The sequence below is a fragment of the Paraburkholderia sp. MM5496-R1 genome, assembly GCF_050436205.1.
Classification (GTDB): domain Bacteria; phylum Pseudomonadota; class Gammaproteobacteria; order Burkholderiales; family Burkholderiaceae; genus Paraburkholderia; species Paraburkholderia tuberum.
In genome coordinates this window covers 1,574,331-1,595,668 of sequence record NZ_JBNDLT010000003.1, presented here as the reverse complement: position 1 = coordinate 1,595,668, position 21,338 = coordinate 1,574,331, and the positions used below count along the sequence as shown (strand labels likewise).

Annotated in this window: 16 protein-coding genes and 2 pseudogenes; all 18 read right to left on the bottom strand. The window is 64.0% G+C overall.

Features of this window, described 5'->3' with window-relative positions; translation table 11 throughout:
- Positions 1-14: 14 nt before the first annotated feature.
- Complete coding sequence (locus OKW38_RS33595; protein WP_090808984.1) at positions 15-272, bottom strand: hypothetical protein; 258 nt, start codon at positions 270-272, stop codon at positions 15-17.
- A 20-nt stretch (positions 273-292) separates the two neighbouring features.
- Positions 293-1,075: an enoyl-ACP reductase FabI gene (gene fabI, locus OKW38_RS33590; protein ID WP_429334369.1), complete on the bottom strand. Its 783-nt coding sequence runs from the start codon at positions 1,073-1,075 to the stop codon at positions 293-295.
- Positions 1,076-1,087: 12 nt separating this feature from the next.
- Positions 1,088-2,263 (bottom strand): acetate/propionate family kinase, encoded by a 1,176-nt coding sequence (locus OKW38_RS33585; RefSeq protein ID WP_429365036.1) that lies wholly within the window; start codon positions 2,261-2,263, stop codon positions 1,088-1,090.
- A 4-nt stretch (positions 2,264-2,267) separates the two neighbouring features.
- Positions 2,268-3,257, bottom strand: coding sequence for a phosphate acetyltransferase (locus OKW38_RS33580; RefSeq protein ID WP_090808979.1), 990 nt, complete (start codon positions 3,255-3,257; stop codon positions 2,268-2,270).
- Positions 3,258-3,291: 34 nt separating this feature from the next.
- A pseudogene (locus OKW38_RS33575) lies at positions 3,292-3,366 on the bottom strand (pentapeptide repeat-containing protein); the annotation flags it as partial.
- A gap of 60 nt (positions 3,367-3,426) precedes the next feature.
- Positions 3,427-5,763 (bottom strand): DUF3141 domain-containing protein, encoded by a 2,337-nt coding sequence (locus OKW38_RS33570; protein ID WP_429365035.1) that lies wholly within the window; start codon positions 5,761-5,763, stop codon positions 3,427-3,429.
- Positions 5,764-5,941: 178 nt separating this feature from the next.
- The gene (locus tag OKW38_RS33565; RefSeq protein ID WP_090808975.1) at positions 5,942-6,541 is read right to left on the bottom strand and encodes a PqiC family protein; all 600 of its coding nucleotides are present in this window, start codon (positions 6,539-6,541) and stop codon (positions 5,942-5,944) included.
- Entirely contained in the window at positions 6,538-8,151 is a 1,614-nt protein-coding gene (locus OKW38_RS33560; RefSeq protein WP_429365034.1) for an intermembrane transport protein PqiB, read from the bottom strand. The genes OKW38_RS33565 and OKW38_RS33560 overlap by 4 nt, the downstream gene beginning before the upstream one ends.
- Positions 8,135-9,415, bottom strand: coding sequence for a paraquat-inducible protein A (locus tag OKW38_RS33555; protein ID WP_187611517.1), 1,281 nt, complete (start codon positions 9,413-9,415; stop codon positions 8,135-8,137). Before OKW38_RS33555 ends, OKW38_RS33560 begins: the two co-directional genes overlap by 17 nt.
- Positions 9,412-10,926: an efflux transporter outer membrane subunit gene (locus tag OKW38_RS33550; protein ID WP_429365033.1), complete on the bottom strand. Its 1,515-nt coding sequence runs from the start codon at positions 10,924-10,926 to the stop codon at positions 9,412-9,414. The genes OKW38_RS33555 and OKW38_RS33550 overlap by 4 nt, the downstream gene beginning before the upstream one ends.
- Position 10,927: 1 nt before the next feature.
- Positions 10,928-14,162: pseudogene (locus tag OKW38_RS33545) on the bottom strand (efflux RND transporter permease subunit).
- Between the two features lie 13 nt (positions 14,163-14,175).
- Positions 14,176-15,423, bottom strand: coding sequence for an efflux RND transporter periplasmic adaptor subunit (locus tag OKW38_RS33540; protein ID WP_429334376.1), 1,248 nt, complete (start codon positions 15,421-15,423; stop codon positions 14,176-14,178).
- Positions 15,424-15,439: 16 nt separating this feature from the next.
- Entirely contained in the window at positions 15,440-15,832 is a 393-nt protein-coding gene (locus OKW38_RS33535; RefSeq protein WP_090808966.1) for a hypothetical protein, read from the bottom strand.
- Positions 15,833-16,048: 216 nt separating this feature from the next.
- Positions 16,049-16,435 carry a response regulator transcription factor gene (locus tag OKW38_RS33530; RefSeq protein WP_090808964.1) on the bottom strand — a complete coding sequence of 129 codons (387 nt, stop codon included), beginning with the start codon at positions 16,433-16,435 and terminating at the stop codon, positions 16,049-16,051.
- Between the two features lie 162 nt (positions 16,436-16,597).
- Positions 16,598-17,221, bottom strand: a complete 624-nt coding sequence (locus tag OKW38_RS33525; protein WP_429365032.1) for a response regulator transcription factor — start codon at positions 17,219-17,221, stop codon at positions 16,598-16,600.
- A complete protein-coding gene (locus tag OKW38_RS33520; protein ID WP_090808960.1) occupies positions 17,218-18,678 on the bottom strand; it encodes a PAS domain-containing sensor histidine kinase in 1,461 nt (486 codons plus the stop codon). Before OKW38_RS33520 ends, OKW38_RS33525 begins: the two co-directional genes overlap by 4 nt.
- A 930-nt stretch (positions 18,679-19,608) precedes the next feature.
- Complete coding sequence (locus tag OKW38_RS33515; RefSeq protein ID WP_425199372.1) at positions 19,609-20,196, bottom strand: BPSL1445 family SYLF domain-containing lipoprotein; 588 nt, start codon at positions 20,194-20,196, stop codon at positions 19,609-19,611.
- Between the two features lie 283 nt (positions 20,197-20,479).
- The gene (locus tag OKW38_RS33510; protein ID WP_090808955.1) at positions 20,480-21,160 is read right to left on the bottom strand and encodes a hypothetical protein; all 681 of its coding nucleotides are present in this window, start codon (positions 21,158-21,160) and stop codon (positions 20,480-20,482) included.
- Between the last annotated feature and the right edge of the window lie 178 nt (positions 21,161-21,338).

Sequence of the window (21,338 nt, the reverse complement as noted above, 5' to 3'; positions counted from 1 at the left end):
GCTCCCGTCGCCCGTCACGATTCGTCGCGCTCCGGCAGCAGCTGCGCGACGATCGTGTGGTTCTTCCAGAACAGGTTATGGACGCGGTTTTGCAGTATGCGCAGCCCGTCCGTGGGCACGTCGTCGAAGACGACCACCGCGCCTGGCCGCGAGCCCGTGCCGAGCACCCGCTTGATCGAGCTGAAGCGCGGGAACCCGTAGCGAATCAGGAACTCGCCGATATCTTCGTCGGAGACGCTTTCCTCGACGTTTCCAAGAAACAGTTCTGCCATGATGCTTACTCCTCCAGGCCCTATGCGACGATGTTCAATCCGCCGTCGATATACAAGGTAGAACCGGACACCCGCCGGGCATACGGCGTGGCCAGAAACGCACAGGTATAGCCGACATCCATGATGTCGACGAGTTCGCCGAGCGGCGCGCGCTGCACCGCTTCGTTGAGCAGCAGCTCGAAATCCTTCAGGCCCGAAGCGGCGCGGGTCTGCAGCGGCCCCGGAGAAATCGCGTGCACGCGGATGCCCTTCGGTCCCAGCTCGAACGCCAGATAGCGCGCGCAGGCTTCGAGCGCCGCCTTGACGGGGCCCATCAGGTTGTAGTTCGGCACGACCTTGTTCGCGCCGTAGTAGCTCATCGTCAGCATGGTGCCACCGTCTTTCATTAGCGGCGCGGCAAGGCGCGCCATCCGCACGAACGAATGGCAGGAGATGTCCATCGCGCTCAGGAAGCCCTCGCGCGACGATTGCAGCAAGCCGCCCTGCAGATCCGCTTTCGGCGCCCATGCAACGGCGTGAACGAGAATATCGAGGCTTCCCCATGTCTTCTCGATCCGGTCGAACACGGCCTTCATTTCGTCCTCGCCCGTTACGTCGAGCGGCATGAAGATCTCGGCATCGAGTGCTTTGGCTATCGGTTCCACATAAGGAAGCGCCTTGTCGTTCGCATAGGTGAGCGCAACGCTCGCGCCGAGGTCGTGAAACGCCTTCGCGCATCCGTAGGCAATCGAATGCTCGTTGGCGACGCCGGTCACGAGGGCCTTCGCTCCCTCCAGAATCAAACGCGGTTGCTCGATCGTCATGGTGATACTCCTTTATGGGGCGATAGCGCGCGTATGACGGGCGATCATCAGTTCCTCGTTGGTGGGCACGACCCAGACCGGCAGCCTGCTCGAGGTGCGGGTGATCAGCGGGCCGCCCGCCCGATTGGCCGCTTCGTCGAGTTCGGCGCCGAGCCACGCGGCATCGCGCACGATGCGCTCGCGGATCGCGACGGCGTGCTCGCCGATGCCGGCCGTCAGCACCAGTGCGTCGAGACCTTGCATCGCCGCGGCGAGACTGCCGAGTTCGCGCCCGATGCGGTAGGTGTAGACGTCGATCGCAAAGCGGGCACGCGGGTCGTCGCTGTCGAGCAGCACGCGCATGTCGCCCGAGATGCCCGACATGCCGAGCAGCCCCGAGCCCTTGTAAATGAGGTCCGCGATCGACTGCGTATCCATCTTCAGCTCGTCGAGCAGATAGAGCATCACGCCGGGGTCGAGGCTGCCGCAACGCGTGCCCATCGGCAGGCCTTCCACCGCCGTGAAGCCCATCGTGCTCGCCACGCTCTTGCCCGCGACCATCGCGCACATGCTCGCGCCGTTGCCCAGATGCGCGACGACGGTGCGCCCCGCCGCCGCGGCCGGCGCGATCTCCGGCAGCACGCTCGCGATGTATTCGTACGAGAGCCCGTGAAAACCGTAGCGCCGCACGCCGTGGTCGGTAATCGAGGGGGGCAGCGCATAGGCCTGCGCGGTCTCGGTCTGCGTGCGATGAAACGTGGTGTCGAAGCACGCGACCTGTGGAAGGTCGGGACGCAGCTGCGCGAGGATGCGGATCGGGGTCAGGTTATGCGGCTGATGCAGCGGCGCGAGCGGGCTCAGGCTGTCCAGCTGGTCGATCACCTCGGAGGTCGCGAGGACGGGGCCGGCAAACCGCTGCCCGCCGTGCACGACGCGATGCCCGACCGCCTTCAGTTGATTGCCGCCGCCGTGGTCGTGCAAAAAACCGCCCAGATATTCGATCGCGCCCTGATGGCCGAGCCGATGGCCATCGCCCCATTCGTGCGAGCTGGCATTACCGTCGCGGTCCGTCACGCGAAAACGCGGGCTCGTGTAGAGCGCTTCGATCTGACCGCGCAAAATGAGTTCGAGTTGCGCTTGTTGCGCGTCGAAGGCGCTGAACTTGAGGCTCGACGAACCTGCGTTCAATACGAGGATCACATCCGTCATGACGTCACCCGACCACCTTGCCGGCCTCGCGCCGTGCCTTGGCCACCAACGCGGCGACCGCGCACGACGCGAGACGCGTCGACAGCGAATCCGCGCGGCTCGTCAGAATGATCGGCACGCGCGCGCCGAGCACGATGCCCGCCGCGTCCGCGCCGGCGAGAAACGACAGGCTTTTCGCGAGCATGTTGCCCGCTTCGAGGTCCGGCACCATCAATACATTGGCGCGACCGGCCACCCGCGACTCGATCTGCTTGATGCGCATGGCTTCAATGCTGATCGCGTTGTCGAGTGCGAGCGGACCGTCGACGAGCCCGCCGGTGATCTGCCCGCGGTCCACCATCTTGCACAGCGCCGCCGCTTCCACCGTCGATGGAATTTTCGGATTGACGCTCTCGGTCGCGGACAGGATCGCCACGCGGACTTCGTCAAATTTCAGCGCGTGCCCGAGATCGATCGCGTTCTGCAGGATGTCGACCTTCTCTTCGAGCGTCGGCAAGATGTTGATCGCGGCGTCGGTGATGATCAGCGCGTTCTCGTACCCGGGCACGTCCATCACGAAGCAATGGCTGATGCGCCGCTCGGTGCGCAGGCCGATGTCGCGGCGAATCACCTCGGCCATCAACTCGTCCGTATGCAGGCTGCCTTTCATCAGGGCCTCCGCCTTGCCTTCGCGCACCAGTTGCACGGCTGCCGCCGCGGCGGCATGGCTATGCGGCGCATCGACGATCGTGAAGTTCGAAATGTCGATGCCGTGTTCGGCGGCAATCGCTTCGATGCGCGCGCGCGGCCCGACCAGCAGCGGCGCGATCAGTCCCATCCCGGCTGCTTCGACCGCGCCATTGAGCGAACTCTGGTCGCACGGATGCGCGACCGCTGTCGGCATCGCCGGCAGCGTCCGGCAGAAATCGATCAGACGCTGATACTTCGCGTGCTTTTCCATCTGCGTATTCCTCGTATGTACGGTGCGTTGGATTCGTGACGCGTGGCACGCCATGCTGACGGGAGCCGTGCACACGGGCGCCGTGCATACGGGCGCCGTGCATACGGGCGCCGTGCATACGGGCGCCGTGCATACGGGCGCCGTGCATACGGGCGCCGTGCATACGGGCGCCGTGCACACGGTTCCGTCACGCTTGCGTCCTGCCGCGCATCGCGCCGGTTGCTCACGTGCGAGTGGGGTCGGGCAAACGTGCGTTGCGCTTGCGGCTCTCGCGCGAACCCAGCACCGCGCGGATGCGTTCGAACGCCTCCTTTTGCGCGGCGTCGGGCGCGGTGTTCAACACGCGCTCGTCGCTCGCCAGCTTGTCGAGCAGTTGTAGAAAGCGCTCGCGGTCCTCGCTGTGGGAAAGCAGCTTCGGCAACGTGGCTATCGCCTCGTCCGGTTCGAAGCTGACGATGATTTCCTGCTCGCCCCGGATCCGCCGCCAGTGATCGGGGCTGATGTCGGGCAGGTACTCCACGTAACTTTCGGCGATCTCCTTGCGCATCTCCAGGCGCGCGAGCGGCAACGACCCGCCCTTGCGCGACAACAGAAAGGCCGCGCGCCCGAGCGCCTCCGTGTAGCCGCCGTCGCCGATCGCCTGCAACGCCGTGCGCACGAACGGCAGCTCGCGCGGATCGATCGCGCCGGCTTGCGCGGCCACGCCATCGGCGCCCGGCTTGCTCAGATACGTCGCATACAGATTCGCGTACACGCTGAAGAAGCTGGCCTCGGTCCCCGCGTCGCGCATCGCGCGGTAATAGTCCAGCGACGCGCTGAACATTTGCGAGCCGTTGTGTTCGAGCTTGCTCCACGGGTTATCGGCGGCGGCCCGCTGGCGATTCTCACGAACCGACTGCGCGGCCGCCGGCAGCCAGCCAAGCCACGGGTTCATCGCGGACACGGCCCAGCGCTGCCAGCGCAGCGGATGAAACTGGCGCAGCAGGCGGGCGCTCGTTTCGTTCGACATCGCCTGCACGAACGGCCGCGCGAGCAGTTCATACATGCGCTGATTCAGATTGGACACCGCGGCGACCGCTTCGAACGGCTTTTCGTCGATGCGGCCGAAGCGGTTGAAATGCGCGGAAATCTCCTCGAGCCGCCGCTCATGAAATTCGACTTCGTATTCGATCTCCCCGGCCGCGTTCCTGGCCTCGTTGATGGTCATGCCGTAGAGTCCCGGCGGGAAGGTTTCGATGGTCTCGAGCACGGACATGATCTGCTTGTGCTCCTTCTTCGCGACTTTCCCGGACACGAAAATGCCCAGATGCCCGATGTTCTGGTGCGTCAGACCGACGATCACCTGGCCGCGCGACTTGATCTCCTCGGTGCTGCCGTAAAGGTCCGCCACCCAGTTGAACGCCTGTTGAGGCGGCGTGATGTTGTCCCCCATCGACGCGAACAGGATGATCGGCGAGCGGATTTCACGCAGATCGAAAGCCTGGCCGCTGCTGTTCGTCACTCCGCCCGACCACAGCTTGTTGCCGACGAACAGGTTGCGCGTGATCCATTCGATCTCCTCGCGATTCATCAGGTAGTAGCTGCCCCACCAGCGCTCGAATTCCAGAAAGCGTGGCGGCTCGGTATCGACGTTCGAGAACAGATGGTAGTACTTGTCCCAGAACGTGTTGGCGGGATTCAGGTTCTCGAAGTTCTCCACCAGATACGCGCCGTCGAACTTGCCGTTGCCAAGATCCGCCGCGTACGACGCGAGCCACGCGCCGCCCAGCATGCCGCCCGCGTAACGCATCGGGTTGTCGCCCTCGCCTTCGCTCCAGGCCGCGCTCCAGTACGACATCGGCGCACCGTTGATGACGATCGGGCCGGTCTCCTCGGGGTCGGAGCTGGCGAGCATCATCGCCGCCCAGCCGCCTTGGCAATTGCCGATGATCGCGGGCTTCGGACTGTCGGGATGCAGCGCGCGCACCTTCCGCACGAATAGCTGCTCGGCGTTGCAGACGTCAAGCAGGGTCTGACCGGGCTCGGGGTCGCGAAAGAACACCACGAAGTAGACGGGATAGCCCGCGCGCAGCGCGATGCCCGCCTGCGAATCGTCCTTGAAGCCGCCAATGCCGGGGCCGTGCCCCGCGCGCGGATCGATGATCAGATACGGGCGTTTGCGCACGTCCACGCCCACGCCTTCGAGCGGACGAAGTTGCAGCAGCGCATAGTTGACCGGCCGTTCGAAGGTGCGGCCGTCCAGCACCATGTCGTACTCGAAATGCAGCACCGGCGCGGGACCGCTGACGCTGCGTTCGACGAACTCGTTGCCGCGCCGGTACAGCGTGTCCCAGAACAGCAGCGAGCGCTGCGCGGCATCTACCGTGTATTGCCACGCACTGAGCGGATCGAATGGCGCGGGCATCGCGCTTGCGGTCGGGGCGCCATCGTGATCGAGCCCCAGCGTTTCGGTGACCCGTTCATTCAGATGCCGCTGGGCGATTTGCGTGCGCTTCTGCAGCACGTGGGTGATTTTTGAGGCAATGTCCTGGCTTTGTGACAACAGCGTTTCAGCGTCCATCGGAAGACTCCTGAAAGGTGCGCGTCACGATCGGTGCCGAGGCACGCGCCGTGCATCGATTGAATCGTGGAGTTGGCCCAGAGCTCTAGCAATCGGACCAAGGTCTTATTGTGCGCGCGACCCGGTGCAGCGCACGGGTTCGGGCGCGGCGCGTGTCGACGTGACGCAGCGCGACGTCTCATTGAGCGGGTTTTGCCTGCACCGCTGCGGCGATATCGCGGCTCACCGAGGCGAGCGCGAGATCGTGGGCGGCGATGATCGGCTCGAATCCGGGACCGGACACGCTCTCGCGCGCGACCGAGCGGCCGGTGATGGCGCGGACCTTGCCGGGCGGCCGCACGGTCCACAGCACATCGACGGTGACGTCGCGCCCCGGCACGGACTCGAAGCGCATCACGTCGATCCGCACGCGCCAGACGACGGACGGATCGCGTACCGCATCGAATACCGAAATCTGCTGCGAGTTCAGCAGCGCGCCGAGATCGGCCGCGATTACGCGGCCGATGTCGCCACCGAGCGGCTGCGCCCAGCGGTCGAATTCGTTGACCGCGACCTCGTTGTTAGCGATCCGCGTGACGATCTGCGGCCGGTCCACGATCTCGGGTATCGTGACCGGACCGATCACCGCCGCGATCGGCCGGCTCGCGCCGGTGCTGCTCAACGACTCGTCGGGGCTCAGCGTGTAGAAGTTCGTCGCCGGCGACTTGCAGGCGCCGAGCAGAGCGCCGGCGAGCGCGAGCATCAGGCCGGCCGCGAAGCGGCGCATCACATCTGTCATGGCTTCTTGTCCTCGGACTTGCCGCGCACGAGCGATTCCGGATGCTGCGCCAGATAGTCGGCCAGCGTGCGCAACGAGGCAGCGGTGCGAGTCAATTCACGCATTGCGTCCTCCGTCGATTGCTGCAGCGACGAGTCGGGCTGCAGCGCGGCATTCGCGGAATCGAGCGTCGATTGCGCGGACAGCAGCGTGTCGCGCGCTTTCGGCACGACCTGCGTGTTGAGCTGCCCGAGCATCGCGTTGGTGGTGCGCAGCGTCGAGCGCGCGTCTTTGCCGATATCCTCGAACGGTATGTTGTTGATCTTGGCGAGCAGTCGCGTGACCGATTCCTGCAGCGATTGCAGCGTGCGCGGAATCGCGGGCATTTCGGGCGGCGTCTTGCTCCAGTCGATCGACGCCTTCGGCGCGTCGGGGAAATAGTCGAGCGCGAGATACTGCTGGCCGGTCAGCAGATTGCCGGTTCTCAACTGGAAGCGGAAGCCGTGCTCGACCAGATAGTTCGCGAGAGCGCGCGGGTCGTCGGTGATGTGTCCGCCGGCGCCGTCGTTCTGATAGCGCGACGTGAACCGCTCCGGATAGAGATTGATCTCGACCGGACTGCTGAAGCGGCGGGTGTCCGGATCGAAGCGCGTGTAGATCGCCGTCACTTCGCCGATATCGACGCCGCGGAAATCGACCGGCGCGCCAACTGTCAGGCCGCGCACCGAATCCGCGAAGTTCACCACGTATTTGACGACGATGCGATCGTGCATCTTCATCGCGTCGGCGCGCGTGGTGTACAGCTCGAACCGGGTGCTGGTAGCGGCGCTCGTCTCTACCTGTGAATCGGGCGGCGATTCGAACGCGATCCCGCCGATGATGATCGACACGATCGACTGCGTTTCGACGCGCAAGCCGCTGCTGTCGAACGACATGTCGACACCGCTGGCGTGCCAGAAGCGCGTGTCGGTTCTGACGAAGCGATCATACGGCGCGTTGACGAACACCTTCACCGTGACGCCGTGGCCGTCCGGGTCCAACTGGTACGACGCGACCTGGCCCACCTGAATTCTGCGGAAAAACACGGGCGTACCCACGTCGAGCGAGCCGAGTCCCGTGCCGTGCAACGTGTACTCGTGCCCCGGCACGTCGCTCGCGATCACGGGGGGCTCCTCGAGGCCGACGAAACTGCGGCGCGCTTTTGGCGAATTGCCGACGTCGACGTCGACATACGAGCCCGACAGCAGCGTGCCGAGCCCCGACACCGTGCCACCCGAAATGCGCGGACGCACGACCCAGAAGCGCGTGTTGTCGACGAGCAGATCCGACACGTCGCGCGTCACCTCGGCCTTGGCCACCACGCGCTTGTGGTCCGGCGTCAGCGAGACCGCTTCGACCACGCCGATATCGACGTCCTTGAACTTGAGCTTGGTCTTGCCGGCTTCAAGACCGTCGCCGGTCTTGAAGCTGATGCTGATCTGCTCGCCGCGCTCCATCACCGCCTTCACCGCCAGCCAACCGCCGATCAGTATCGCCACGATCGGCACGAGCCAGACCAGTTGCATCCGCCAGCGCGAGCGCGGCACCGGCTCCGCGGCGGGCAGCTCGGGCTCTTCAGTCGGAGTGGACACGTTCGGTCTCCAAAGCGTCCCACATCAGGCGCGGATCGAACGCCATCGAGGCGAGCAAGGTCAGCACGACGACCGCGCCGAACGCGATCGCCGCCGGCCCCGCCTTGATCGTCGCCAGCGCCTGGAATTGCACCAGCGCGACCAGCATCGTGATCACGTAGATGTCGAGCATCGACCAGCGACCGATCAGCTCGATCAGGCGATAGATCCGCGTGCGCTGCCCGGGCAGCCATTGCCAACGAAGCTGGGTCGACAGCGCGAGATACCCGATGCCGAGAATCTTCAGCATCGGCACGACGATGCTCGCGATGAATACGAGCACGGCGAGCGGCCACGAGCCCGATACCCACAGATACACCACGCCGCTCAGGATCGTGTCCTTCTGCGTGCCGAACAGCGAACTCGTGTCCATCACGGGCAGCACGTTGGCCGGAATGTAGAGCACCATCGCGGCCACCAGATACGCCCACGTTCGCGACAGGCTCGCGGGCTTGCGCTGGTGCAACGGCGCCTTGCAGCGCGGACAGACGTGCTTGACCGCGCCGCTGGGCTGCTTGAGCAGCAGGCCGCATTCTTCGCACAGCACGAGCCCGTAGGCAGACGCCGTGATGGCGTTGCGGCGCACGCGGATCGGCGGCAACTGCCACGCCCGCGCGCCACGCGCTGCCGTGATGCGCGCCCACACCTCATGCGGATCGAAGGTCGCCGCCGCGGCCGCGAGCAGCAGCATCAGCGCGATGAACGACCACAGCGCAGTGCCCGGCACCACCTTGGCGATATGCGCGAGCTTGACCAGCGCGACCAGCAAGCCGAGGATCAGCACCTCGGTCATGCCCCACGGCCGCGCGAACTGAAACAGACGAAAGCACTCGGCCGGCCGCCACGGCACGCGCCCGAAGCGCAGCGGCAGCAGCAGCCACAGCATCGCCGCGGTTTGCAGCACCGGCGTGACGATCGTCGTCAGGCCGACCAGCAAGGCGAGCGGCCACGAGCCGTGGCTGTACAGCATGCGCACCGAACCCGCGAGCGTCGTCTGCACGACATGGCCGTTCAGCGACAGACCGACGATCGGAAACACGTTCGAGATCACGAGCAGCACCGCGGACGCGCACGAGAATGCGAGCGCATACTCCGGCCCGTTCGAGCGTCCGCGCCTGAGCTCCGCGCGGCAACGCCGGCAGCGCAACGCATTGCCGGCGGCCGGCGGCGCGCCGAGTTGAAGCAGGTCGCACTCTTCGCACGCAATCAGCTCGTTGCCCGTCATCTCGCCTCCACTGCACCCGACGTTCCAGCCGGCGCGGGCGCGTTCTGCGAGACCGGCGCCATCGCCGGCGAGTTTTGCGGCGCGGGCGGCGGCGCCGTCAGTTTTTCCGCCTCGGCCACCCAGCCACCGCCCGTCGCCTTATAGAGCGTGACGTACGAGGCCAGCACTGCGCCTTGAGTTTGCGCATAGGTCAGTTGCGCGTTGAACAGGCTGCGCTCCGCATCGAGCACTTCGATGTAGCTCGTATAGCCGCCTTCGTAGCGCTGCCGCGCGAGGTGCGCATAGGTGTGCAGCGCCTCGACCTGGAGGTTTTGCGCATCGAGTGCCTGATGCGTCTTCTGCACGGAGATGAGCGCGTCCTCGACCTCCTGGAACGCTACCTGGATCGCCTTTTCGTACGAGTACAGCGATTCCTGCTGGCGCGCTTCGGCCTGGTGCACCTGGCCGGTGATGTTGCCCGCCGTGAAGATCGGCTGCGTGACGCTGCCGGCAAACGACCACACGCGCGCCGGGCCGGTGAACAGATTCGAAAACTGCGCGCTGACCGAACCGAACAGCCCGGTCAGCGAAATCGACGGGAAGTACAGCGCGCGCGCCGCCCCGATCAGCGCGTTTTGCGCGACCAGCGTCTGCTCGGCCTCCAGCAGGTCGGGACGGCGTTCGAGCAGATCGGACGGCAGCCCCTCGGGAATCGGCGGCGTGCCCATCTGCGACAGCTCACGGCCGCGCAGTATCGCGCCGGGATTCCTGCCGATCAACACCGACAACGCGTCTTCCTGCTGGGCGATCTGCGCTTCGAGCTGCGGAATCGTGACTTGCGCGGCTTGATACTCCGACTGGCTTTGCGCGAGTTCCATCTGCGAGACCTCGCCGTAGCGGAAGCGCGCCTCGAACACGCGCACCGATTCCGCGCGGCTTTGCACGGTCTCCTTCGCGATCTCTAGCTGCCGGTCCAGACTGCGCAGATTAATGTAGGCCGACGCGACCGAGCTCACCAGCGTCAGAATCGTGGCGCGGCGGCCCTCTTCGCTTGCGAGCAGATTCGCGCGTGCCGCCTCGGTTTCCCGGCGTACCTTGCCGAACAGATCGAGCTCCCAGGACACCGCCAGCGTCGCGTCGAACTGGTTGTAGACGGGGCTCACGCCCGTCGGCACCGGCACGCCTTCGTCCTGCGAGACCCGTTGACGCGACGCGTCGGCGCCTGCCGAAAGCTGCGGGAACAGCCCGGAGCGCGTGGTCACGAACTGCCCGCGAAACTCGTCGACCCGCGCGGCCGCGACCTTCACGTCGCGATTGTCCTGCAGCGCGGCGGCGATCAGCTGATCGAGCACCGGGTCCTGAAACTGCTCCCACCACACGGCGTTGGCGATGCCCGCGGCCTCGCCCTGGGCGAAACGATAAGTGGCCGGCACGTCGACCGCCGGGCGCTGGTAGTTGGGGCCTAGCAGGCATCCGCTCAGCGCGAGCAGCATGACGGATGCGAGCAAACGCGCCGGTGCCGTGCCGCGCATCTCATTCACCTTCCTGCGGCGCGGACGGCGCCTCGCTCGACGCACCGGGCCCCGACACCGCCGAGGGTTCGCGTCCTGCGCCGCCGCTGGGCTCCACGCCCGGCGTCGGCTTTTTGCCTCCCTTCGAGCGCGACGACATGGATTCGAGCAGGTAATAGAACATCGGGATGAAGAATACGGCGATCGCCGTCGCGCCCAACATGCCGCCGATCACACCGGTGCCGATCGAATGGCGGCTGTTGGCCGACGCGCCCGTCGCGATCGCGAGCGGCACGCAGCCGAGAATGAACGCGAGCGAGGTCATCACGATCGGGCGCAGCCGTTCTTCCGCCGCGGTCATCGTCGCGTCGAACACCGAGGCGCCGGTCTCGCGATTGAGCACCGCGAATTCGAAGATCAGGATCGCGTTCTTCGCGGCGAGCGCGACCAGCATCGTCAAACCGATCTGGAAGTAGACGTCGTTGGACAGGCCGCGCAGCATGATCGCGAGCAGCGCGCCGAACAGCGCGAACGGCACCGCCATCAGCACGCCGACCGGCAGCGACCACTTCTCGTACTGCGCGGCGAGGATCAGGAACACCATCACGAGACCGAATACGAAGACGAGCCCGGACGTGCCGCCCGACTGCCGTTCCTCGAATGCTTCGCCGCTCCATGCCACGTCGTAGCCTTCCGGCATCTGCGCGGCGATCTGTTCCAGCGTCGAGATCACCTGTCCGGAGCTGTAGCCCGGCGCGGCGTTCGCCGTGACCTTGATGGCCGGGAAATTATTGAATCGCGTGACGAGGTCCGGGCCCGTCGTAAAGCGGTAGCTTGCCACCGACTTGATCGGCACCATCGCGCCGTTCGTGCTGCGCACGAAGATCTGATCGAGATCACTAGGCTTCAGGCGATACCGCGGCTCCGCCTGCAGGATCACCTGCCACAGCCGGCTCGAACGATTGAACTGCGATACGTACAGCGAGCCGAACATCGTCTGCATCGCGCTATAGACGTCTTCGACCGGCACGCCGAGCGTCTCCGACTTGTCGCGATCCACGTTGACCAGCAGTTGCCGCGACGCCGCATTGAACGTCATCGTGACGCCGGTCAACTCCTTGCGCGCCCGCGCTTTCTGCACGAACTGGTCGGCCACGCCCGCAAGCTGTGTGATGGTCGCGTCGCCCTTGCTCTGAATCCACACCTCCGTGCCGCCCGTCGTGCCGAGCCCCGGAATCGACGGTGGGTTGACCGGCAGAATAATGCCCCTCCTGGACGTTCGCGAAGTGGCGATACGCGTCGAGCAGCACCTGGCGCGCGTTCTGCGTCGCGCGGTTGGCGCGCGTATAGCGTTCGTCGAAGCTCTTCAGACCGACGAAGAAGGTGCCGGCATTGTTCTTGTTCTGGTTGTCGAGCAGGCTGAAACCATCGACCGTGGTGATGCTGCCGACCGCCTCCTGTTTCATGAAATAGTCAGTGATGACTTGCGACACCTGGCCGGTGCGGTCGAGGCTAGCCGCGTCCGGCATGATGACCGCGCCGAGCAGATAACCCTGGTCTTCAGGCGGCAGGAACGCCGACGGAATCGAGCGCACCATCAGCACCGCCAGCGCGATCATCGCCGCGAAGAACACGAGCCCCATGACAAAGCGCTTGATGATGAGCTTGACCGCGCGTGTATAGCCCGACGTCATGCGGGCGAACTGATTGTCGAACCAGCGGAAAAAGCCCTTCTTCTCGTGGTGCGTGCTTTTAAGCAGCAACGCGGCGAGCGCCGGTGACAAGGTCAGTGCGACGATGCCGGACAGCACCACCGAAATCGCAATCGTGATCGCGAACTGCTTGTACATCTGGCCGGTGATGCCGCCGAGAAACGCGACCGGCACGAACACCGCGCACAACACCAGCACGATCGCCACGACCGGGCCGGCGACTTCGTCCATCGCCTTCTTCGAGGCCTCTTTCGGCGAGAGCTTGTACACCGTCATGTTGCGCTCGACGTTCTCGATCACGACGATCGCGTCGTCGACGACGATACCGATCGCGAGCACCATGCCGAACAAGGTCAGCATGTTGATCGAAAAGCCCAGCAGCAGCATGAACATGCAGGTGCCGACGATCGACACCGGCACCGCGATGATCGGAATCAGCGTCGCGCGAAGGCTTTGCAGGAATACGAACACGACGATCACGACGAGCACCAGCGCTTCGAAGAACGTATGGATCACGTCCGAGATCGACGCTCGCGTGAACTCGGTCGTGTCCATCGCGATTTCGTAGGTCATGCCTTCCGGAAACGACTTCTTCAGTTCCGCGAGTGTCGTGCGCACCTGCTTCGCCACGTCGAGCGCGTTGGCGCCCGGCTGCTGATACACGGCGAGCACGGTGGCCGGCTTGCCCTGGAAGCGGCTGCGAATCGAGTAGTCTTTCTGGCCGAGCTCGGCGCGGCCGATGTCCTTGAGCCGCACGATCGCCGCGCCGCCGCTCGCGGCGCGCACGATGATGTTGTCGAACTGCGACGGCTCGGCGAGGCGTCCCGTGGTCGTGACCGCGAACGACTGCTGCACCGCTGAACCCGTTGGCGACTGCCCGATGCTGCCCACCGCGAACTGCTGGTTCTGGTTCGCGACGACCCGTTGCACGTCGGCAGCCGTCACGCCGAGCTGCGCCATTCGGTCGGGCTTCAGCCAGATGCGCATCGCGTAGTCCGGATTGCCGAAAATACTCGACTGGTTCGCGCCCGGAATCCGCTTGATCGCGTCAAGCACATAGATGTTCGTAAAGTTCGCGATATACGTCGCATCGTAGCGGTTGGTGGGCGAATAGATCGCGATCACCATCATGAACGCCTGTGACTTTTTCTGTACCTGAATGCCCTGCGCCTGGACCGATTGCGGCAGTTGCGGCAGCGCGAGATTCACGCGGTTCTGCACGTCGACCTGGGCCAGTTCGGGGTTCGTGCCGATCTGGAAGTACACGTTAAGCGTCATACTGCCGGTCGACGAACTCGACGAGTTCATGTAGATCATGTTGTCCGCGCCATTGACCTGCTGCTCGATCGGTGCGGCGACATTGTTCGCGACGACCTCGGCGCTGGCGCCCGGATAGGTGGCGGACACCGTGATTTGCGGCGGCGTGATATCGGGGTACTGCGCGACCGGCAGCGAGAACATCGCCAATGCGCCGCCGAGCGTGATGACGATCGAAATGACTGACGCGAAAATCGGCCGATCGATGCAGTAGCGCGAAATGTTCATGGCGACTGCCCCGTCACTCGGCGGCGGGCGCTGCCGCGGCGCCTTGCGATGCAGCCGTCGCCACCGCCGCCTGGCTTTTCCCGCCGGCCGCCAGGGTTTTGATGATTTTCAGCTGCGAATCCGCGGTAACGCGCAGCGCGCCGTCCACGACGATGCGCTCGCCCGCCTTGAGTCCGTCGGAAATAAACCAGTTATCGCCCTGCCAGTCGCCGACTTCGACGACGCGCTGATGGGCCTTCGAGTCGCTATCGACGACCCACACGAAGTTGCTCTTCGCGCCCTGCAACACCGCGCGCTGCGGCACGAGCGTCGCATTGGGCCGGATCGCGCCGGAAACGCGGGCCCGCACGAACTGGCCGGGGCGCAAGGTGCCCTTCGGGTTTTCGAAGGTCGCGCGCACGAGGAAGGTTCCCGTTTCGGTATTGAACGCCGGGTTCGCGAAGTTGATCTGGCCTTGCTCGGCATAGGGCGAGCCATCGGCGAGAATCAGATGCACGGAGAAATTGTCGTGCGCGGGAAATCGCAGATGTCCTGCCGCGATGTCATCCCGGTACTTCAGCATCTCGTTCTCGGAGATGCTGAAGTTCACCCACATCGGATCGAGCTGGTACACGTAGGTCAGCAAACCGTTCGAGGTCGCCGTCACGTAGCTGCCATCCTGCAGACGCGCGAAGCTCGACAGGCCGTTCAGCGGAGACTTGATCGTCGTGTAGCCGAGGTTCAGCAGTGCGGTGTCGACTTCGCCCTGGGCGGCGATCACCGCGGCGGCGCTCTGCTTCTCGTTGCCGACCGCGTCGTCGAGATCCTTCTTGCTCAACGCGTTCTGCGCCGCCAACGGCACCACGCGCGCGAGATTGGCCTTGGCGACTTCGAGACGCGCCTGCTGCTGGGCCAGTTGCCCTTTCGCGGTCTGCAGCGCGGCCTCGAACGGCTTGCGGTCCATCTGGAACATCGTTTGTCCCGTCTTGACCAACGCGCCTTCGGTGTACATGCGCTTGTCGAGGAAGCCGTCGACCCGCGAGCGGATCTCGACTTCACGCGAACTCTGCGTTTGCGCGGTAAATTCGAAGTCGACCGGCGTGTCCTGTTGCGTCACCGTCATCACGGTCACTTCCGGAGCGGCGGCGACCGGCGGCGGTGGCGCCTTCTTGCATGACGCGAGCAAGGTGAGCAGCGTCAGCGCCGCGACGACGGCGAGCAATGGGAGGGCGCCGCGAGAATGTGGCCGCGGCGAGGCCAGGGAAACGGGTACGGTTTTCATCGCGCACTCCGCCTGATTACAAAGGCGTGCAGTTGCCGAACAGCACGAAGGCATCGTTTCTGTTGGCAATCGTCAGCGTCATCTCGCCGTCCGTCGAATCGACGACCAGCGTCCAGCCAAAGCCCAACTCATTGCCGAGGATCAGGAGCTGATCCGCCTCCTTGGTGACCGACAGCATCGGCGTCGTGCGCGCGGGACCGACGACCGCGCGTTTGTCGAAGTCGAGAGTCAGGAATTTGGGCAGACCGAGATCCGCGGGCAACGCGCGCGTGCAGGCGATGCCCGGATCGCAGGCGTGCGCGTCGATCGTCGCGCAGATCAGCCGCTTGCTGCCGTCGAAGTCCGCCGCGCCCACCTGCATCGCAGCGGTACCGAGAAGAATCGCGAGACAAACCGAAATTGATTTCATCACGTGCGCTCCCGCTTTTATCCTTGAACGCTGCCGCACTCCGCGCGGCGCATCGCACGCGCAAAGGCACGCACGCGCCGCAACCTGTCCGGTTTCGAATTCGGTGCGGCGCAGCCGGTGTTCGGTTCGACGCGTTGACTGAGTTCAGTTTGGTGGTCCGAAGAAACGGCGACAATCGGACCTTGGTCTCATATCATCCGGCGCGAAGACGCGCGTTCAGGGTGTCGGCGGACCGCCGATGGCCACCTCGACCGCCTTGAACAGAATCGCGCTGGTGAAAGGCTTGCGCAGATACGCGGCCGCACCGGCCGCGAGCGCGGTCTGGCGGACGGAGAGATCGTCATAGGCGGTAATCACGATGACCGGCACGCCCATTTGCGCGAGCTGACGCTGGACTTCCAGGCCGTTGGTTCCCGGCATCTGGACATCCAGAATCACGCAGGCAGGCCGATACGACGGAATTGCCACAAGCGCATTCAAGAACTCGTCACCGCTGCAAAACGTCTCCGCCCTGATACCTTCGGAATGCAGCAAACGCTTGATGGCTCGGCACACCGACTCGTCATCGTCGACCACCGCAACGAATTGGTTAGGGTTGACCATATGACAGCGCGAACGCGCAGTCGCTCCGGAAAGTGGACCACTGATGCCTTAGCGTACTGGTTGAAACCCCGATGAGATATAAGACTTTGGTCCACTAGCGATGTCGGCCAGCGCCGCTGAAAGTGGCGGCACAACGCGGGAGTCGGCGCCTGGTTCGGGCGATTATTCTTCGTCGGCCCTACAAACGCCGCCCTTTCGCACCAGATGAACGAGGTCGACGATCGATCGGGCCTTCATCTTCTCCATCACGCGGGCCCGATGAATCTTGATCGTTTTTTCGGCCGCGCCCAGATCGCTCGCAACCTGTTTGTTCAGGCGGCCAGTCACGACGAGTTCCATGACTTCGCGTTCGCGGCGGGTCAGATGCCGCATCCGCTCTTCTATTTCCTCGCGTTCGTGGCGCCGCCTGCTTTCCACACACGCGCGCGCGAGCGCGCGATCCACCGCGGCGAGCAACAGCGAGTCGCGCACCGGCTTGGGCAGAAAGTCGACCGCTCCGCCTTTCATCGCGTCGACGCTCGAGCCGATGTCGCCGTGCCCGGTCAGGAATACGATCGGCAGCAGCTGATCGAGCTTGCGCTGCACTTCGAGTCCCGTCATGCCCGGCATCTGCAGATCGAGAACGAGGCAGGCTGGCATGCTCGTCAGATCGGCTCGTTCGAGAAAGGCCTCAGGACTGTCGAAGCATTCGACCTGGAAGCCGGAGGCGCGCAGCAAGCGGGCGAGCGCGCTGCGCACGCTGTCGTCGTCGTCGACGATGAAGACGCGAGTGTTGGTCTGGTTCATGATGATCGGGGCACGAGTCTCTGTCGGATATCGGTCGCGACGGGAAGCGTGACGTGAAACGATGCCCCTTTGCCCTCGTTGTTTTCCGCCCACAGCCGGCCGCGGTGCGCCGTGACGATCGTGCGGCTGATCGAAAGACCCAGTCCGAGCCCCTGCGGTTTGGTGGTGAAAAATGGCCGGAAAATCCTTTCCATGCTGTCGACGTCGAGGCCCTGGCCGCGATCTTTTACCGTTATCCGTATCAGTCCGTCCGCTTCCTCACGCGCTGTCGTTTCGACGAGGCGGTCCGCGGCAGGGCAATCCTTGACCGCGTCGAAAGCGTTGAGCAGCAGGTTCAGGATCACCTGCTGAAGCTGAACCTTGTCGCCGCAAATGAGCGCCAGATTGTTCGGAATGTCGAAGCTCGTGCGCACGCTGCGCGTCAACGCATCGCTGTGCACGAGCGTCGCGATGTCGCGCACGACGTTGCCGACGTCCAGCAACTGCAACTCGACATCGCCTTTGCGCACCAATGCGCGAATCCTTTGCAGCACCTCGTTCGCGCGGCAATTGTCGGCCACGATGTCTTCGAGCGCTTCGCGCAGCTCCACTACGTTGGTCGTCTCCGCATCCATGAATTTGCGTGCGGCTTGCGCGTTGAACAGGATCGCGGTAAGCGGCTGCTTCAACTCGTGCGCGAGCGATCCGGCAAGTTCGCCCAATGAAGAAACGCGCGCGAGATGCGCGAGATCCCTCGTATTTCCATCGACTTCGCCGCACGCACTGCAATCCGATATCGCGGTGATCCGCAATTCCTGATTGTGCACGCGGCATCGCGTGGTTTCCGCCTCCGCGTGAAAGCCGCCGCCATCGCGCCGCCGCGCGATCAGAATCTGCGTGGTCGTGACGCCGGGGATTTGTATCTTCGCGCCACGATTGCCTGGGCCCGACCGATCGGCATTGATGCCGTCGATCGGAAACAGCTTGGCGGTCGGCACGCCGATCAGCTCTTCCCTCGTGTAGCCGAACAGTTGCGCCGCCCGCGCGTTCGCGAAGATGATCTGGTCCCGCTGGTCGATCGTGACGATCGGAACCGGCAACATTTCGAGCGTCTCGCACAGCGGCATGCTCGCGTCGAGGATGCGCCGCGTGCTGCTATCGCCTTCGCCTCGCAGCCACGACGCGCAAGCGGCGACACAGCGCCGCCATGCCGGCAACGCGTACGGCGGCTCGTGGGTATCGCGGGTACTCTGTCGGCTCGACACGCCGGGGATATTGCGAGCGCGCTGAAACCGGTGATGCCTGGGTGAAAACTGTCTGGAACGGTCGTGCCCGGATAGTGGAGGACCGTCGTTGCGCGCATTGTCGATCTGTGACGGGCCGCATTGACCCATGTGGCGCGGTTGCGCGTGCAGCGCCGTGAGAATTCCCGCTACCCCGATCGCCAGGTGTCTGCCGTACACGATCAGATTAATCATTGGCACCTCCGGGTCCAGTGCGAACGGATTCCGTACAACTGCGACGTCTTTATCTTTGGGCTTCGAACCACATAATCGACTTCACAATCGGTACTTCGCACGCCTGGTGGCTGGAAGTCAGTATAGGCTATCCAGAATCACTTACCGAAGGGTTACCTTAATTTATGCCGCTTACTCGGGAAACTACTCAATAGTGTTCTGCGTTGTCCGCCATCAATCGGAAAATGGCGACAGAGTTTGTTAGGCAGTTAATTATTACCGGGCGGGGCAGTGTCCGTGCCGTCCGTTTGCGCTCACAGGAAAGTTAGCAAACTGGCAGCGTCGCCGTAGAGCCGCATGTTCCCCTGCGCCGTGACGGATTTGCACTAGCCCGTGAAGTCCGGCGCGATAGCGCTTTCAGATGGAAACTTCCAACCGTAAAGCTTTCATGCATCGCGAATCACAGAGTCAGCGGGTATAGCCAACGCTAATTCTCCAATTTAATTAATCTGCCGGCGATATTTCTTGACGCAAGTCAACGCTTTTATCGCCCGCCATTCCAGTGCGAATCATTTGCATTCATCGATCACAAAAAAATAAAATTATGCCCGGCAGATGGCTAAACGCAGCACCGCGGCGAGAACGCGTGTTTCGGCTTCGTCTTTTCTACCGGTATTGAATAAACAGGAAGGTCAGTGCAGATTACAGGCAGCGTCGCTGCGAGTCGCGAGCGCATCTGGCTCGCAGCGTTTCGTGGGAACAACGGGAGGGATGATAGGGAGGCTAAGTGGGGTGAGTCCGCCAAAAACTACCCGCTGCGCGTCGCCGTGCCAAGGCATGCGTAGCGTGTCGCGCGGCTTCGCTGTAACGAAACCGCAACACGCGATAGACGCGCCACTGTGTGACAGCGCCATGACGATTCGATCGAATGCCGCTGCTTGCCGCGCCCTGCTACAGATTCATGCGCGTAACCTTGGTGCCGGCCAGCGACAGGTCGGCCATCAAGCCCGTATTGGTCAAGACCATCGCGACGACCTCGGCGGTCGCCGACGTGGTATCGATCGCGCCGGTAGCGCCGACTTTCAGCAGTGAAACCGAAGCATCGACGCCCGCCGACCAGCCCTTCGCGTTGCGGAATTTATCGAGCGAATCTTTCGTCATGAACAGGAAGAACACGGCGGTCGACTGCGCGCCGGCCTGCAATCCGAACGATGCCGCGGTGGTACTGTAATAGCCCACCGTCGCTCCCCCGACGCGCAATGCCCCTTCACCGTACTCGCCACCGACGATGAACGCCGCCTTTCTCACCGAAGGAAACACCAGCACGCCCTGCGCCTTCGATACGAGTTCGTGCGAGCCTTGCACCGTATCGAACAATTTCGACAGCGCACCGTTCACGGCCGCGTCGATCTCCTGCCGTTTGGCGGCGTCGGTAGTGGCGCTCTCGCCACTGCCTCCGGTCGTCGTGCAACCCGCCAAAGCCAGACTCGCGGCCATGGATGTAAGCGCGAGCGTGTGCACAAAGTTCCGTCTGTTCACTATCGACTCCGTTCTGGTTACGATCCGAGTCGCCAGTCCTGATGGCTGGAAGCCTCGATCTTTTTTCTCCGCCGTGAAGCGGCATAGCCGCCCAAGGAACCATCAATGCCATCGCCGCGCGTCGATTTTCTTCGGTATCCGGATGCGACGACTACAACGCTTGCAGATACATGATGTCACGCTGAAACCGGCGCGGAATCGGACCTTGGTCTTACAGGAAGCGCGGTGTCGATGATGAATGAAACGCGAAGCCAGCGAAGCTGATTGGCGGGGCCGACCTCGATCATCCGCCGAGCGCGATGATCGCCACGGTGAGCAGGACGCCGACCGCCGCCATCGCAAGGCCGGCCTGCCAGCCGCGAAATCCCGCGTAATGCCCCAGCGCCATGCCGCTGCCGAATAACATCGCGATAGTCAAGACACGGGAGACGATCAGCGCCGTCGGAACGTGCGCGAACAGCACGAAGGGCAACGCGACCGGGAACGTTGCGGCTACTACGAGCACAAAGATAGCCGCGGCGGCGGTGAAATCGTCGCGCACGAATACTGCTCGCTGCGGCAGATCCGGCCGCGCCGCAACACGCCTGCGGATGGACTCGAGCTCCGTATCGCCGATCAACGGTCTGAGCCACGCGGCCATTGCGCCGCGAAGCGTCCGAACGCCCGCGGCCGCATTCGGCTGGCCTCGCACGGAATGCGCAAGCGTCACACGCCTGCCGCGAGCCACCAGCGTACGCACGAGGAACATCACCGCGTCCGCGAGGCCCCATGCGAGATTGCAGCCGAGCGCGGTGTAGAACATCTTGTGCCCCGCGTCGGCACCCGCGCCGACGGCCGAGACGGTGCCGACAAACGTCAGCGCCATGAAGAGGCCGAAACACGACTCGCACACTCGATCGACGACATCGAGAACCGGCTCCCTATCGCCGAAGTTTTCCTGCTCCGTGTGACCCGTGGCATCCATGAGGCCTCCCGTGGCGATGACGTGAACCGAGCCCGCCCTTTGCTGGCATGCGGATGAGGTGCGACGAGGACAGTCGGATCGGGCAGGCGCGAGCAGACGCCCGCAGCATACAGCGCGCACTGTACCGGCGATATTGGACCAAGGTCGTATGGCCCTGCTTCGCGTCGCGCTCTACCGT